Origin of the sequence: Microbacterium album, assembly GCF_014643695.1 — a bacterium.
Classification (GTDB): domain Bacteria; phylum Actinomycetota; class Actinomycetes; order Actinomycetales; family Microbacteriaceae; genus Microbacterium; species Microbacterium album.
In genome coordinates this window covers 1-14453 of record NZ_BMJY01000024.1, presented here as the reverse complement: position 1 = coordinate 14453, position 14453 = coordinate 1, and the positions used below count along the sequence as shown (strand labels likewise).

General features: G+C 73.8%; 14 protein-coding genes. 11 read left to right on the top strand and 3 right to left on the bottom strand.

The features are described from left to right. Window positions 1–261 precede the first annotated feature (261 nt). From IEX37_RS15290 to IEX37_RS15265, 6 genes are all read left to right on the top strand, one after another. Window positions 262–1425 (top strand): hypothetical protein, encoded by a 1164-nt coding sequence (locus IEX37_RS15290; protein ID WP_188757239.1) that lies wholly within the window; start codon window positions 262–264, stop codon window positions 1423–1425. Further along, the gene (locus IEX37_RS15285; RefSeq protein ID WP_188757238.1) at window positions 1422–1850 is read left to right on the top strand and encodes a hypothetical protein; all 429 of its coding nucleotides are present in this window, start codon (window positions 1422–1424) and stop codon (window positions 1848–1850) included. The genes IEX37_RS15290 and IEX37_RS15285 overlap by 4 nt, the downstream gene beginning before the upstream one ends. Before the next feature lie 83 nt (window positions 1851–1933). Continuing rightward, entirely contained in the window at window positions 1934–2728 is a 795-nt protein-coding gene (locus IEX37_RS15280; RefSeq protein ID WP_188757237.1) for a hypothetical protein, read from the top strand. Then, on the top strand, window positions 2725–3861 hold the full coding sequence (locus IEX37_RS15275; RefSeq protein ID WP_188757236.1) for a sortase: 1137 nt from the start codon (window positions 2725–2727) through the stop codon (window positions 3859–3861). The genes IEX37_RS15280 and IEX37_RS15275 overlap by 4 nt, the downstream gene beginning before the upstream one ends. A gap of 370 nt (window positions 3862–4231) precedes the next feature. Further along, entirely contained in the window at window positions 4232–5005 is a 774-nt protein-coding gene (pstB, locus tag IEX37_RS15270; RefSeq protein WP_229663316.1) for a phosphate ABC transporter ATP-binding protein PstB, read from the top strand. Between the two features lie 135 nt (window positions 5006–5140). Continuing rightward, complete coding sequence (locus IEX37_RS15265; protein WP_188757235.1) at window positions 5141–6019, top strand: hypothetical protein; 879 nt, start codon at window positions 5141–5143, stop codon at window positions 6017–6019. 254 nt (window positions 6020–6273) lie between these two features. Here the strand turns inward: IEX37_RS15265 and IEX37_RS15260 are convergent, their stop codons facing one another. Beyond that, window positions 6274–6699, bottom strand: a complete 426-nt coding sequence (locus tag IEX37_RS15260) for a hypothetical protein (protein WP_188757234.1) — start codon at window positions 6697–6699, stop codon at window positions 6274–6276. A gap of 125 nt (window positions 6700–6824) precedes the next feature. Here IEX37_RS15260 and IEX37_RS15255 point away from each other — a divergent pair, with 125 nt between their 5' ends. The 5 genes from IEX37_RS15255 (at window position 6825) to IEX37_RS15235 (ending at window position 12264) form a co-directional block, all read left to right on the top strand. Then, the gene (locus tag IEX37_RS15255) at window positions 6825–8630 is read left to right on the top strand and encodes a protein kinase domain-containing protein (RefSeq protein ID WP_188757233.1); all 1806 of its coding nucleotides are present in this window, start codon (window positions 6825–6827) and stop codon (window positions 8628–8630) included. Between the two features lie 389 nt (window positions 8631–9019). After that, window positions 9020–9793: a lytic transglycosylase domain-containing protein gene (locus IEX37_RS15250; protein WP_229663315.1), complete on the top strand. Its 774-nt coding sequence runs from the start codon at window positions 9020–9022 to the stop codon at window positions 9791–9793. A gap of 1 nt (window position 9794) precedes the next feature. Beyond that, window positions 9795–10607, top strand: coding sequence for a hypothetical protein (locus IEX37_RS15245; protein WP_188757232.1), 813 nt, complete (start codon window positions 9795–9797; stop codon window positions 10605–10607). Then, window positions 10604–11212 carry a hypothetical protein gene (locus IEX37_RS15240; protein ID WP_188757231.1) on the top strand — a complete coding sequence of 203 codons (609 nt, stop codon included), beginning with the start codon at window positions 10604–10606 and terminating at the stop codon, window positions 11210–11212. The genes IEX37_RS15245 and IEX37_RS15240 overlap by 4 nt, the downstream gene beginning before the upstream one ends. 326 nt (window positions 11213–11538) lie before the next feature. Beyond that, entirely contained in the window at window positions 11539–12264 is a 726-nt protein-coding gene (locus IEX37_RS15235; protein ID WP_188757230.1) for a hypothetical protein, read from the top strand. Between the two features lie 87 nt (window positions 12265–12351). On the opposite strand, the gene IEX37_RS15230 is transcribed toward IEX37_RS15235, so the two are convergent. Continuing rightward, on the bottom strand, window positions 12352–12798 hold the full coding sequence (locus tag IEX37_RS15230; RefSeq protein WP_188757229.1) for a hypothetical protein: 447 nt from the start codon (window positions 12796–12798) through the stop codon (window positions 12352–12354). A gap of 107 nt (window positions 12799–12905) precedes the next feature. Next, window positions 12906–14378: an RHS repeat domain-containing protein gene (locus IEX37_RS15225; protein WP_188757228.1), complete on the bottom strand. Its 1473-nt coding sequence runs from the start codon at window positions 14376–14378 to the stop codon at window positions 12906–12908. Between the last annotated feature and the right edge of the window lie 75 nt (window positions 14379–14453).

Sequence of the window (14453 nt, the reverse complement as noted above, 5' to 3'; positions counted from 1 at the left end):
GTCCGCACGGCGCCACCCACGCCGCGCGGACCCGCTCCCCGCCTCCCCCGAACGAGAGAGCACGCCATGACCCCGAACGCCCGCCCGTGGTCGGACCCGGTTTCGACTCGCTTCGCTCGCTCAACCCGTTTCGACTCCGGCGCTTCGCGCCTCCGCTCAACGAGCAGTGAAGAGGCGTCGCGCCTCCGCTCAACGAGCGGTGGAGACGTACGGGCGGATGCCCCCACCCCGGGGCGTGCCGCGTGGCGCGTCGCGGCGGGCGTGCTCGTCGCGCTCGTGCTGGGCGCGGCAGCGGCGCCCGCGACCGCGGTCGAGAGCGACGTGACGTTCGGCATCGCGCCGGGCACCGCCGAGGGGCCCGACGGGCGCGAGCGGCTGGAGTACACCGTCGCGCCGGGCACCGAGATCAGCGACTGGGTGAGCGTGACCAACTCCTCCGCGGCCGACGTGTCGCTGCGGGTCGTGGCGCAGGACGGCATGACCGACTACGACACGGGCGCGTTCACGCTCGTGGGCACCAGCGTGTCGTCCGAGAACGTCGGCGCGTGGACGTCCGTGGGCGGCGGCGCCTCCACGTGCCCCGCGGACGCGCCGGATGCCGCGGCGTGCCTGGACGAGCTCGGCGTCGAGGTCTCGCTGCGCCCGGGCGAGCGCGCCAACATCCCGTTCCGCCTGACCGTGCCGCACGACGCCACCCCGGGCGACCACGCGGGCGGCATCGCGGCGATCTACACGACCACCCGCGCGGGCGAGGGCGGCATCTCGACGCCCGTCGAGGTGCACGCCGGCACGCGCATCTACCTGCGCGTCGACGGCCCGCTGTCGCCGGGCCTGGCCGTCACGGGCCTGGTGTCGGGCTACGACGGCGGCTGGAACCCCTTCGCGGGTGGCACGGGCCGCCTCGGCTTCGACGTGGTCAACGGCGGCAACACGCGCCTGAGCGCCGAGCCGCGCGTGGAGCTGACCGGCCCGTTCGGGATCTCCTTCGGCGCGTGGACGCTGCCCGCGGTCGAGAACATCGTGCCCGGCCAGTCGGCCCACGTCGCCGCCGAGCTGCCCGGCATCCCGCCCCTGCTGCTGATGTTCGCCGACCTCGAGGTGACCCCCGTGCCCGGCGACGGCACGGCCGCCTCGGCCGACGAGATGCCCGAGCCCACCCGACTGTCCACGACGGCGTGGGCCGTGCCGTGGGCCTGGCTGACGATCGTGGTCGTGCTGGGCGGCGGCACCGCGCTCGTGGTGTGGCTGCGCCGCCGCGCGCGCTCGCGCCTCGCGACCGACCTCGCGGCGTACACCGAGCGCGTCCGCGCCGAGGAGCGCGCCCGCACCGCGGCCGAGCACGCCGCCGAGCAGGCGACGGCGCGACCCGCGACCGATCCGTCCCACCCGTCCGCGCCCGAGCAGGAGAGCGAGCCCGTCCGATGACCGCCACCCGCACCCGCCTTCGTTCCGGGGCCGCGGCGCTGCTCGCGGCGGCGCTGCTGATCGCCGCGCCCGCCGGCCCCGCGCTCGCCGCGCCCGCCGGAGAGGCCGAGATCACCATCACGGTGCCCACCCCCGTGCCCACGGACGACCCCACCCCCGATCCCACGCCGGACCCGACCCCCGACCCGACGCCGGACCCGACCCCCGACCCGACCGATCCGCCCGCGCCGCTGCCCGAGCCGACCGGCGATCCCGCCGACGATCCCGCGCCCGGCCCGGGCGGCGACGGCGGATCGACCGCGCTGAACCCCACCGGGGGCGACGCGACGCTCTGGATCATCGGGGGCGCGGCGGCCGTCACGGCGATCGGCACGGCGCTGCTGCTCACCTCGATGCGGCGCCGCAGCCGGAGGGACCGCGCATGACCCCCTTCCCGCCCGTGCCCGCGCCCCCGTCGGCGCAGCCGCTGCCCGCACCCCCGTCCCCCCACCGAGAGGCCCCCCACCCGATGAGCACCCGATCCGCTCGCTCCCGCCCCCTCGCGGCGCTGGCCGTGCTGCTGGGCGCGGGCGCGCTGCTGCTGGGCGGGCCCGTCGCCGCGCACGCCGAGGAGCGCGACGTGCTGGTCGTCGTGCCGGCCCCGACGCCCTCGCCCACCCCGTCCCAGCCGGCGCCTCCGCCCGCGCCGCCCGCCCCGCCCGCGCAGACCCCCGGCGGCGGGTCCGGAGACGCGCCCGGCGACACGCCCCCGGGCGACGCGCCCGCCGGTCCGGGCGCTCCGGCCCCCGCACCGCGGCCCGCCGGAGCGACGAACACCCCGGCCGATCCGGGGCCCGACGCGCCCGCCGAGTGCACGCCGACCGAGCCGCCCCTGCCCGCCGCGCCCGCGACATCCGGCGAGGAGGCGACGCTGCAGGACGGCGTGTACCTGCCGGGCGAGCGCGCGACCGCGACGGCCGAGGGCTTCGAGCCCGGCGAGCAGGTGCAGGTCGTGCTGTTCAGCGACCCGCAGCTCGTGGGCACGTTCTCGGCCGACGACGAGGGCACCGTGCGCGCCCAGTTCCCCGTGCCGGACGACACGCGGGCCGGCACGCACACGCTGCAGTTCACGGGCTGGTGCGACCGCATCGCGCAGGCCTCGATGCTGGTCGGCGCGCCCGACTCCGCCGGCGAGGACGACGCGTTCGGCGTGCCGACGTGGGCGTGGTGGGCCGGCGGCATCCTGCTCACCGGCGTCGTGCTCTACGGCGCCTACAGCGCGATCACCGCGATGCGCGCCGTCACCCCGGAGGCCACGGCATGACGATCGACACGACCCTCCCGACCGCGCGCCCGGTCGCGCCCGCGGCGCCCGCGGCGGACCCGGTGTCCGTCCCCGACGCGGCGCGCACCACCGCACCCCCCACGCGCGGCGACGGCCCGCGCCCCGGCGACGCGCCGCCGCACCAGACGGCCGTGACGCAGGTGATCGAGCGCCGCCGCTCGCCGCTGCGCGGCGCCCGCCCGCCCCGGCCCCCGCGCCCGCCGCGGCCCGACCGCGTGCGCGGCGGGCTGCCGCAGGCGCCGCGCCGGCTCGCGCCGCGCCAGACCCGGTGGTGGGTCGGCGCGACCATCCTGACCGTGTCGCTGCTGCTGCTCGGGTTCGTCGCCCACGCGACCGTGTTCTCGGCGTTCCAGCACCTCCGCGCGCAGCAGCTCGCCTACGACGAGCTGCGCACCGCGCTGGCGCTGGCCACCGTGCCCACGGGACAGGTGATCGTCGACGAGGAGGGCGAGAGCGAGCTCGTGCCGGTCGGCACGCCCGTCGCGCTGCTGGAGATCCCCGCCATCGGGCTGCGCGAGGTCGTCGGCGAGGGCACCACCGCCGAGACCCTGCGCAACGGCCCCGGCCACCGCCGCGACACCGTGATGCCCGGGCAGAGCGGCACGTCCGTGATCCTCGGCCGCCAGACGACGTACGGCGCGCCGTTCGGCGGCCTCAACCGGCTGCAGCCGGGCGACGAGATCGTCGTGACCAACGGCCAGGGCACCCACACGTTCCGGGTGCTCGGGCTGCGTCGCGCCGGCGACCCGCTGCCGGCCCCGCTCACCAGCGGCGGCCGCCTGGAGCTGCAGACGGCCGACGGCCTGGCGCTGTTCCCCTCCGGCGTGCTGCACGTCGACGCCGAGCTGGTCAGCGACGTGCAGTTGACGCCCTCGCGCGTCATGTCGTACCCCGCCCTGCCGCCGCAGGAGCGCGCCATGGGCCAGGACCCGGGCGCGTGGTTCATCGCGTTCTTCGTGCTGGTGTTCTTCGCCGCCGCCGGCGGCGCCATGTGGTGGCTGTGGCGCAACTGGGGCCGCTGGCACGCGTGGTTCATCGGCGTGCCCGTGATCGTCGCGCTCGGCGTCGCCACGGCCGACGTCGTGATGAACGCCCTTCCCAACCTTCTGTGAAACCCGATCCATCGAGGACTTCCGCATCATGACGACTCAGCCCAACGACCCCACGGTCACCACCGCCGTCCCGCCCGTCCACGACCCCGCGGGCGCCTACCGCCCCGTCAGCGCCGCTGGCGCCCCCGGGGCCACCGCCCCGCTCGCCGACGACATCACCGAGGTGCTGCCCGCCCGCCGCGGCCGCTCGGGAGCGCCGGATGCCCGTTCCGCCGCGCCGGAGGTGGTGCCGCCCGCTCCCGCGGAGACCGGTGCTGGTGCCGGTGCCGGCGCCGGTGCGCCGGTGGGGTATGCCGAGCCGGTGGCTCCTGCGGCCGGGGATGCCTCGGCGCCGTTCGATGCGCTGGTGCCGCAGGCGCCGGCGGCGTCGCTGTCGGCTCTGGAGGGTCGGGAGGTGTCGGCGTGGTTCGGGGAGCGGAAGGTGCTCGAGCGGGTGTCTCTGCGGATGGAGGCGGGTCAGGTCACGGCGTTGATCGGTCCGTCGGGGTGTGGGAAGTCGACGTTCCTGCGGATTCTGAACCGGATGCATGAGCTGGTGCCGTCGGCGTCGTTGGCGGGGGAGGTGCTGCTGGACGGGGAGGACATCTACGACCGGGGCAAGAAGCTGCAGGATGCGCGGAAGCACATCGGGATGGTGTTCCAGAAGCCCAACCCCTTCCCGGCGATGTCGATCTACGACAACGTGATCGCGGGGTTGAAGCTCACGGGGAAGCGGGCGTCGCGGGATGAGAAGGACGAGATCGTGGAGCGTTCCCTGACCGCGGCGGGCCTGTGGAAAGAGGTCAAGGACCGTCTTCGTCAGCCGGGTGGTGGTTTGTCGGGTGGTCAGCAGCAGCGGTTGTGCATTGCGCGGTCGTTGGCGGTGAAGCCGAAGGTGCTGTTGATGGATGAGCCGTGTTCGGCGTTGGATCCGACGTCGACGCGGGTGATCGAGGAGACGATGAGTGAGCTGCAGAAGGAGGTCACGATCGTGATCGTGACGCACAACATGCAGCAGGCGCAGCGGGTGTCGCAGCAGTGCGCGTTCTTCCTGGCCGCGCAGGGCACGCCGGGTGCGATCGTGGAGCACGGTGACACGGAGGCGATGTTCTCCGAGCCGCAGGACCAGCGCACCTACGACTACGTCAACGGCCGCTTCGGCTGACGGGTGCGACCGATGCGGGCACGTGAGGAAACGACGCCGGAGGCCCCCACCCCCGGGCGACGCTCACGCGCCCGCACGGGCCGGCGATCCGGGCGGCGATCCGGGCGGCGGGGCGTCGCGCTGTGGGGCGCGGTGATGCTCGCGATGCTGTCCGGGGCGCTGCACGCCGCGCCCGCGGCAGCCGCCACGGAGACGCTCGACTGGGCGGGCGTGGTCGAGATGGGCGTCACGGAGAGGAACAGCGGCCGCGATTACAGCCGCGTGGGAGAGCTGCAGGGCGGCGAGCGGCTGGAGCTGTGGTTCGAGCTGGAGTCGGAGGACGTCCCCTCGCAGTATGCGACGCACCGCGCGTACCTGATGCCGGAGGGGTATGACATCGGCGGCGTCTACCGGGGGACGACTGAGATCGTCTTCCACTACACGGTGCCCCGCGACCTCCCCAACGGCCGCTATGCGGTGGTGATCGCGACGAACCCCACTCAGGCCCAGCCGGGCTACCTCATCGGCGCCTACGTGTTCGACATGGTCGGCAACCCCGACGTGCCGCGCCCCGAGCCGCGCGAGCCCGCGCCCGACCTGCCCCGCGGCATCCGCGAAGCCGCCGAGACGCAGCGCCCCGGCTCGGTCGCGGCGGCGCCCGACCAGCCCGCCCCGGAGCCTCCCGCGCCCGAGGCGCCGGCCGAGCCGGAGGCGCCCGCCGAGCCCGCGCCCGCCGGCCCCGCGCCGGCGGCGCCGGAGCCCGAGGCACCCGCCGAGCCCGCGCCGGAGCCGGCCGAGCCCGCACCGTCGCAGCCGGCGGCGCCCGAACCGGCGGCGTACGAGTACACGGGCGAGCGCGCCGAGCCCCCCGCGTGGCTGTGGCCGGCGGTGCTGGTGGCCGCCGCGCTCGCGGTCGGCGGCCTCGTGACGCGCAAGGCCGTCGTCACCGTGCAGCGCCGGGCCAGCTACCGCCGCCTCGCCGCACGCGGCGAGGACACCGCCGACGCCCCGGACCCGGAAGGCGCCGACCGATGAGCGGCCAGCGGCTATGGTCAGGGACCGAGCAGCGCCAGGGGCACCACGGCGACGCCGTTGGCACGACGATAGGCCCGTTCGCCCGTGGTGATCACGACCACGCCTCTGGTTTACCGATTACGCCGTCTTTACTTTACGTTTTTGGATCTTCGGCTTTGACCGTTTTGACCCTCTCGACCGTATCGGGAGGCGTGTGCGCCCCTCGGGGACGGCGCGTGCCGGCTTCACGTACTCGGATGGTGCGGGGACGCGCGTCAGGCGGTGTCGTCGCCGATGACGCGGCGCGTGAGGGCCGTGACGTCGGCGTCGATCCCGTCCAGGCGCGTCTCTACGCGGTCGAGGCGGGTCTCGACGCGGTCGAGGCGGGTCTCGACGCCGTCGAGGCGGCGCTCCACGCCGTCGAACCGGGCGTCGACGGCGTTGAATCGGGCGTCGACGGCGTCGAACCGGGCGTCCACGGCGTTGAACCGGGCATCCACGGCGTCGAAGCGTGCGCCCATCTCGGCGTTCACGGCCTCGAAGCGTGCGTTCATCTCGCCGCGGAGGCCGCTGATCTCGGAGCGGACGCCGTCGATCGCGCTCGTGAGCACGCGGCCGGTCAGCCTGGTGACGAGGGTCATGCTGCCGAGCATGACGGCCGCGAAGACGGCGATGAGCGTCCATACCTGCGGTTCGGTCACGGCGATCACCTTTCTATTGTCGGGAGACGGCGCCCACGATGCCAGGGCGGGGCCGCAAGAATTCGCGATATTCCGCGGGTGTGGAGGAATCGGCGCGCGCGCCGGGGCTGTGGACGGGAGGCACGATGAGCGACCACCTCGGGGAGCTGCTCGGCGGGCGCTTCTGGATCGGAGACCTGCTGGGCGTCGGCGGTTCGGCGTCGGTGTACGCGGCCGAGGACCTGAGCGACCGCGACGAGCGGGGCGAGCCGATCCCCGTCGCGGTCAAGGTGCTGCACCCGCACCTGTGCTCGGACGACCGGGCGCGCGACGCCTTCCTGCGGGAGGCCCGGGAGGCCGAGCGGTTGCGGCATCCGAACATCGCCGCCGTCCGTGGGTCGGGGCTGCACGATGCCGGCGGGGTGACGATGGCGTGGATCGCGCTGGACCTGGTCGACGGCGGCAGCGTCGCCGACCGGGTGGCGCGGACCGGGCCGCTGCCGCCGGCGGAGGCCGCCGCGGTGGTCTCCGGGGTGCTGGCGGGCCTGGCCGCCGCCCACGAGGTGGGGCTCGTGCACCGCGATGTGTCGCCGCAGAACGTGCTGCTGCGCGGCACGACCGTCGACCGGCCCGTGACCGCCGACCAGGTGCGGCTGGTGGACTTCGGGCTCGCGGACGCGACCGGCCGCGACGCGCTGGGGCAGGACATCCTGCGCGCCGAGCGCGGTGACGGCGGGCTGGTGCTCGGCAACGCCCATTACATGTCGCCGGAGCAGGCGCAGGGCCTGCCGGTGCGAGCCGCGGGCGACCTGTATCAGGCGGGGGCGCTGCTGTATTTCCTGTTGACGGGGCAGCCGCCGTTCCCGCGCGACACGGTCGCGCACATCCTCGAGGCGCACGTGTCGGCGCCCCCGCCCGTGCCCTCCGCCCTCGCCCCCGGCGCCCGGCCCCTGGACCGGATCGTGACCCGGGCCATGACGAAGACCCCCGCGCGGCGGTTCCGCGACGCGGGCGAGTTCCGCCTCGCCCTCGCCGAGGCCGTCGCGCTGCTGACCCCCGCGGATCCGCTCAACGCCCCCGATCCGGATCCGCGGGCCCGCGACGATCTCACCGAGGCGATCGCCGCCCCCGCCGAGGGGCCGGACCCGGCCACCCGGGTGCTGCCCCTCGGCGCCGCGGAAGGCCTCGGCTACCTGGAGCCGGGCGCCGACGCCGAGTCCGAGGCGAGCAGCGCCCGCACGCGGCCCGACCTGACGGTGCCGCTCGCGCTGGCCGCGGTCGTGGCCGTGATCGGCCTCGCGGTCGCGGGTGTGTGGGGCGCGTCCGCGCTCGGGGAGCCGACCGCGGCCGGCACGCCGACCCCCCGCCCGACCGCCAGCGCCACACCCACCCCGACCGAGACGCCCACCGAGAGCCCGACGCCGCCCGCCGAGCCGACGACGGTCGAGCCCGAGCCGGAGCTCGAGCCCGAGGTCGTGACCCTCGCCGTGCCGACGCTGCACGGCACGCTCGCCGACGCCGAGGCCGCGTTGGCGGCGGCCGGGCTGCGGCTCGGCGCGGTGCACCGCACCGAATCCCCCGAGGCGGCCGACCGGGTGCTCGGTCAGCGGCCCGCGGCGGGTGAGAGCGTGCCCGAGGGCACGGCGGTGGATGTCACGGTCGCGAGCGGTCGCAACACCGTGCCGCCCGTGTCGGGACTGACGGTGGCGGCGGCGACCGCGCTGCTGCAGTCGGCGGGCTTCGGGGTCGGGACCACCCGGCCCGACGCGCAGCCCACCGACGTCGTCACGGCCACCGAGCCCGCGTCGGGCGCCGTGCTGAGCGTGGGCGTGACGGTGACCCTGCGCGTGCCCGCCGCGCCCGTCGAGCCGTCGCCCACCCCGACCGACACCCCGCCGCCCGCGCCCCCGGGCGCCGAGGAGCCGGCCGCCCTGCGCGGAGGCACCCCGTGACCGCGCCCGCCACCCGCCGCGAGCGCCGCGAATCCGAGCGTCGCTCGTTGAGCGGCGCCCCGGGGGAGTCCGCCTCTTGCTCGTTGAGCGGAGCGGAGCGGAGTCGAAACGGGTTGAGCGAGCGGAGCGAGTCGAAACCGGGTTCTATCCCGGCCCCGTTGAGTTCGGTGTCGGTTTCGACTCCGGCCGCTGACGCGGCCTCCGCTCAACGACCGGTGTCTTCCGACTCCTCGAGCGGCGCGCCGGCGGAGCCCGCCCCTTGCTCGTTGAGCGGAGCGGAGCGGAGTCGAAACGGGTTGAGCGAGCGGAGCGAGTCGAAACCGAGCTCTACCCCCGACCCCTTCAGCCCGGCCTCCGGGCAACGTTCGGGGCGTTTCGGTTTGTTCGCGGTGATCGCGGTGCTCGTGGTCGGTGCGGGGGTGTTGGTGCAGCACACGGGTCTGGATGTGCCCGAGCGTGCCGCGGCGGCGATGGTGCCACTCACGGGCGGAGCCCCGGTGGCCACGGACGTCACGGTGGCCGGCACGACGGGTGCCTCCGCCGATGCCGGTGCCTCGAACGCGACGGGCACCCCGGCGGCGGCCTCGTCGGCGGTGTCGCGCATCGACCCGGAATGGGCCGCGGGCATGGCGGCGGCGACGGGGATCCCGGAGCGGGCGCTGGTGGCGTACGCGGCAGCTCACCTGACGGTGTCGGCGGAGCAGCCTTCGTGCGGGATCGGGTGGAACACGCTGGCGGGGATCGGGCGGATCGAGTCGGGCCACGGATCTCACGGTGGTGCCGTGGTCGGGGAGGACGGGTGGGTGCTGCCCCGGATCCTCGGTGTCCCGTTGGACGGCAACGGAGTCATGGCGATCCGCGACACCGACGGCGGCGCATGGGACGGCGACACGGTGTGGGACCGCGCGGTGGGTCCGATGCAGTTCATCCCGGAGACGTGGTCGCGGTGGGGTGCGGACGGAGACGGCGACGGGATCGCGGACCCGAACCAGATCGATGATGCGGCGTTGGCGGCGGCGCGGTACCTCTGCGCGTCCGGTCCGATGACCTCGGTGGAGGGGTGGCGGGCCGCGGTGTTCAGCTACAACCACCTGGACGAGTACGTCGACGCGGTCGCCGCCGCCGCGAACCAGTACGCCGCGTGGGCCGAGGGGGCGGGCTGACATGAGCGCGCGGATCGATCCCGAGCAGCACGCGTACGAGCCCGCGCCCGGCCTCGCGCCCGCGCCGCGCCGCGAACGCCCGGTGTGGGCGGCGCTGCGCACGGCGCTCGCGACCGCCGCGGTCGCCGTGCCGCTGCTCGGCACGGGCGCGCTCGCGTTCGCCCTGCAGTCCGGGCCGCCCGCGTGGTCGACCCCCGCGGCCGCCGGCGCGTCCGACGCCGCGCTCGCGACCGACCGGGCCGAGATCGTCGCGGTCGCCCTGCCCGCGGGCGCCCCGAGCCAGGCACCCGAGCAGGTCGCCGACCCGGCCGATCCCGCCGGTGCCGCCGGCCCCGCCGCTCCCGCCGCTCCCTCGGAGTCCTCTGCGCCCGGCGATCCGGCCGATCCCGCCGCCCCGGGCGCGCGCCCGCCCGGGCAGGCCCCCGCCGATCCCCCCGCGCCCGCGAGCCCCGATGTGGCGGCCGGCGAGCTGCGCATCGGGATCGACACCCGCGGCTACCAGGACGAGCTGGACGCGTGCCTGTGGGTGCGGATGGACCTGGGCGGCGCGGTGGCGCCGATCGTCGGCGCGCACAACCACTGCGGCGGCGACGTCGTGCTCGACCTGGTCGATGGCGATCGGGTACGGCTCGCGGGCGAGGGCCTCGACGGCGTCTACGTCGTCACCGGCAGCCGCGACGGGTACCCCGGCCAGTCGGCCCGCGAGGCCACGGCCGGCATGGACGCCGCCGTCATCCTGCAGACCTGCTACTGGGACCGCGACGAGGTGCGGCTGGTGACGCTGCTCCCCGCCCGGGAAGGAGCCCGCTCATGACCATCGTCCCCCTCGGCGACGACCGCCCCGGCGACCGCTGGGACCGCGACGAGCTTCCCGAGCCGATCCTGCTCGACGGCGCGCGACGCACCGGCGGGATCGACGTGCCCCCGCCCAACCCCTCGCTGCGCAAGGGGCGCCGGCTGGTGCTGCTCGACGCCGCCCGCGAGCCCGAGCGCTACGCCGGCCGCAACCGCGTTCGCCAGGCCGTGCTGGCGATGGCGCCCGCCCTCGACGAGGAGGCCCCGCACATCCCCGTCCGCCGCGCCCGCCCCCACGGCGTGACCTGGGCCGTGCTCGGCGCGAACGGGATCACGGTCGCGCTGCGCGCCGTCGACTTCGCCAATCCCGAGCAGGCCCAGCGCGACGGGGCCCGCGCGCTCGCCCGCGCCCACGAGTTCACGCTCACCGCCGTCCACGACCGCGACCGCCGCCGCTGGTCGCTCTGGGTCTGCCTCGACGGCGACGTCGTCCTGCTCGCCGGCCACTCGTGGTCGCACCGCCCCACCCCGGCCGCCTGCCGCACCTTCCACGGCCACCTCACCGGCGCCCTCGCCTGGGGCGTCCACGAGCAGACCTCCCGCTACGGCGGCCCCCTCCGGTGACCCGGCGAGGCTGCGCGTCCGGTCCGACGGGCGTGCGGTCTGGCGGGTCTGTGGGGCTGGTGACGGGGCGTGCGGTCTGGCGGGTCTGTGGGGCTGGTGGCGTCTGCCGGGGCCGACACGCGCACATCCGTCGCGCCGGCCCGTGGGATGGGACGCGAGCGTGGGCGTGCGGTCTGGCGGGTCTGTGGGGCTGGTGGCGTCTGCCGGGGCCGACACGCGCACGTCCGTCCCGTCGGCCCGTGGGATGGGTCGCGCCGCGGCCCCGGGCACGTCGAGCGGATCCAGGCGAACGATCCGTGCGGAGATGCGAAATGGGAGGTTGTCGATTGAGTTTCACATCGTTGTTGGATGATGCGTATTGGCCGGTCACGTCGGCGATCGGGTTTGTGAATGCGCCGTTGGAGCGGGTGGCGGAGGTGAATGAGCGCTGGCGGCGTGATCTGTATGGGGATGCGGTGCGTGTGGTGCGTGCGTCGGAGGGGTTTCCGGCGGTGTTGAACCGGTTGGAGCCGTTGACCCAGGGGGCTTATCCGCGTGAGGTATGGGTGGCTGCCGGGGAGTGGTCGGCCTATTTCGACTGCGCCCGGGGAGGGACGGACGCGCGTCCGCCGACGTCGGTGATCTCGCAGCGGCTGGGGGTGCGTTCGGTGGTGGTGACGTTGGAGCGTCATGAGTGGGGCAAGGCCAATCCTCGTGGGCGGTTGGGGTCTGTGCAGTTCGCTCTGTATCGGCCGGGTGAGCCGAGTGAGCGGTTGGTGCGGTATGTGGCGGCGCATTTCGAGAGTCGTTGGGAGTGGCATGAGTGGGGGGAGGTGTTGCCGTTTGAGGAGACGGAGCAGTATGGGGCGCGTCGGGTGCGGGATCGGTTGACGTCGGAGATGGTGGGCCGGTATTGCCGGGCGTTGGGTATCGATTTGTTCGATCCGGGGTTCTATGGTCCGGAAGCGGTGTTCTTCGATACGGGGCGTCCGCCGCGTCTGGAGACGACGATCGCGCAGGTGCAGGCCGAGCGGGGCGTGGTTCCCGGTCGACCCCGCGTGCCCGTCGAATAGCAGCCCGGTGAGGCGACGGCTCACGACGCCAGTGGCCGGCCCCTCACAGGGGGTGGAACCGGGCTCGACGATGCGCTGGTGGCTCGTTCAGATGTAGCCGGCTTCGTGTTCTTCGTGGTGAGTCTCTCGCCAGCGGCGTCGTCTGAGGGCGCGTTCCAGTGTGTCGTCGAAGTCTTCCGGGGCGATGACTTTCAGGCGGAGGGATTCCTGTCGGGACAGGCCGTGGAACTCACCGGCGCGGAGTCGGGCTCTGCGGAACTCGATATAGCTGATCGCCAAGGCAGCCAGAAACGGTATCGGATGAATTAGTACGAACACGACGACGACGTCCCCAGTGAACCAGGGCACGACAATGATCAGTAGAGCACCCAAAGCGAACAGAGCGAGATGGAGAAACACGCCGAGGGTGATGAATCTCCGCGCGGTTCGATAGTGATTCATGGCGATGGGGCCCAGGCGCTTTTCGAGCGCGCGTGTGTGCGCGCGCCCGTAGAAGCGCAATTGGGGGATGAGCCAGTCGTATTTAGGGTCCATGGGGATCCCATCTATTGAGGGCGAGTGGGGAGTCCGGTCGAAATCTTCGGGCTTCCAGATCTTCAGGCGACGCGATGGCGCGGCAGGGGGAGATATCCGTTGCTCGTCTAGCATCTCGTCCCGGCACGGCCGCCGGACCCTCGGGGGCCGCCTGACCCCTGGAAGGGCGCGAGCACGGGGAGTGTGCCGGTGGCCGCAGAGCCCAGGCCCAGGAGCGTTCCGGCGCTCCAATGTCGCAGCAGCGTTCCCCCGGCGCCGAGCCCGATGCTCGCGAGACCTATCCCCAACAGAGCGCAGGAGTCTCCCTTGCCTCGCGCGAAGCAGGCGTCGATATCGAGCAAGGCCGCGCCACCGCCCAAAAGCAGGGAACCGGCGCCGAGCGCGAACGCTGCCGGGCCGAGGGCTGCCAGCGACGCTATACCGAGGCCGAGCGCAGCCACGCTGAGTGCCCAGCCGACGCCGTCTTTCCAGCAGCTGAAGGTGCCCTTGGGGTCGGAGGAGTTGATCGGGTCACCGTAGACGTAGACGTAGTCGTTGGCGCAGCCGCCTACCACGGGGTCGACGTTGAGGAAACGGCCCAGTTCAGGGTGATAGGTGCGTGCGCCCATGTCGATGATGGGGTCGAATTCGTCGACGAGGTCGGTCAGCCTGCCGTCCGTGCCGAGGAACCCCGGTTGCGCTGTGCCGTCCTGAGAGCGCGGGGGTGCGCCTTCACCCCAGGGGTTGTAGCTGGCGCGCTCGGAGACCAGGTCTCCGTGTTCGTCGAGAACTACCGCGACGTTGCCGATAAGATCCGCGTGCGCCCAGCGCTGCGTGCCGCCCGACAGCGTGACGCGAACGCCGCCGGGGAGAGAGACGTACCGCTCGATGACCCTGCCGGCGGTGTCGGCGAGGAAAGTCACGTGCTCGCCGAAGCCGCTGTAGCCATAGACGGCCGTGGTTTGCGCACCGTCCCGCCACGAGACGCGCTGCGCGACGCGGTGTACCGGGTCGCGCGTGTACTCCGTGTATCCGTCTTTGATGTCGCTGAAGGCTGCGATGAGGCGGCTTGTGGCGTCGTATGCGTATCTGTCCCAGCCGGTCGCCAGCGTGTTGCCGCGGTCGTCATACTGCAAGGCATCTGCGCTCCCCCCCTTGATGAGCCGGTCCGCTTCGTCGTAGCAGTAGGTGCGCGTTCCCGCGGGAGTGGAGACGCTCGTGCGGTTGGTGTTCCTGCCCGCCAGTGCAAACCCGCACTCAGCCTCGTCGTACCCATAGCGCTCGATGCCGTCGGGGCCGTGCCATTCGATCACGCGGCCAGCGCCGTCGTAGTGGATCTCCGCACCGCGGAGGTCGGGGAACAGGCTGTCTCCGTCCTCAAAACTCGCCAGTTCGGTAATGCGGCCGGCAGGGCTGCGAGTCGCGACGTGGGTGTCCTTGGGGAACTCTGTATTGGTGTCCCTCAAGTCCGCGGAGATCTGCCGCCCATGTCGGTCGTAGCCCAGCGTGCTCCATTGGCCGTTGGCGAATGTTACATCTGTCAGCTGGCTCGTGCCGTGCCGGTAATACGTCTGGGCAAGAAGCTCCCCGTCGACGGTCAAGTCCCCGGTAGTGGTGTAGCCGCTTCGTGATCCTTCGGTGCTGGGTTAGGCGCTGAGTTCGAGGATGGTGTCGGT

Excerpts from the sequence above, each read along its gene's own strand:
- IEX37_RS15255 (WP_188757233.1), top strand. The coding sequence starts at position 6,825 with ATGAGCGACCACCTCGGGGAGCTGCTCGGCGGGCGCTTCTGGATCGGA.
- IEX37_RS15285 (WP_188757238.1), top strand. The coding sequence starts at position 1,422 with ATGACCGCCACCCGCACCCGCCTTCGTTCCGGGGCCGCGGCGCTGCTC.
- IEX37_RS15245 (WP_188757232.1), top strand. The coding sequence starts at position 9,795 with ATGAGCGCGCGGATCGATCCCGAGCAGCACGCGTACGAGCCCGCGCCC.
- IEX37_RS15275 (WP_188757236.1), top strand. The coding sequence starts at position 2,725 with ATGACGATCGACACGACCCTCCCGACCGCGCGCCCGGTCGCGCCCGCG.
- IEX37_RS15240 (WP_188757231.1), top strand. The coding sequence starts at position 10,604 with ATGACCATCGTCCCCCTCGGCGACGACCGCCCCGGCGACCGCTGGGAC.
- IEX37_RS15230 (WP_188757229.1), bottom strand. The coding sequence starts at position 12,798 with ATGGACCCTAAATACGACTGGCTCATCCCCCAATTGCGCTTCTACGGG.
- IEX37_RS15280 (WP_188757237.1), top strand. The coding sequence starts at position 1,934 with ATGAGCACCCGATCCGCTCGCTCCCGCCCCCTCGCGGCGCTGGCCGTG.
- IEX37_RS15265 (WP_188757235.1), top strand. The coding sequence starts at position 5,141 with ATGCTCGCGATGCTGTCCGGGGCGCTGCACGCCGCGCCCGCGGCAGCC.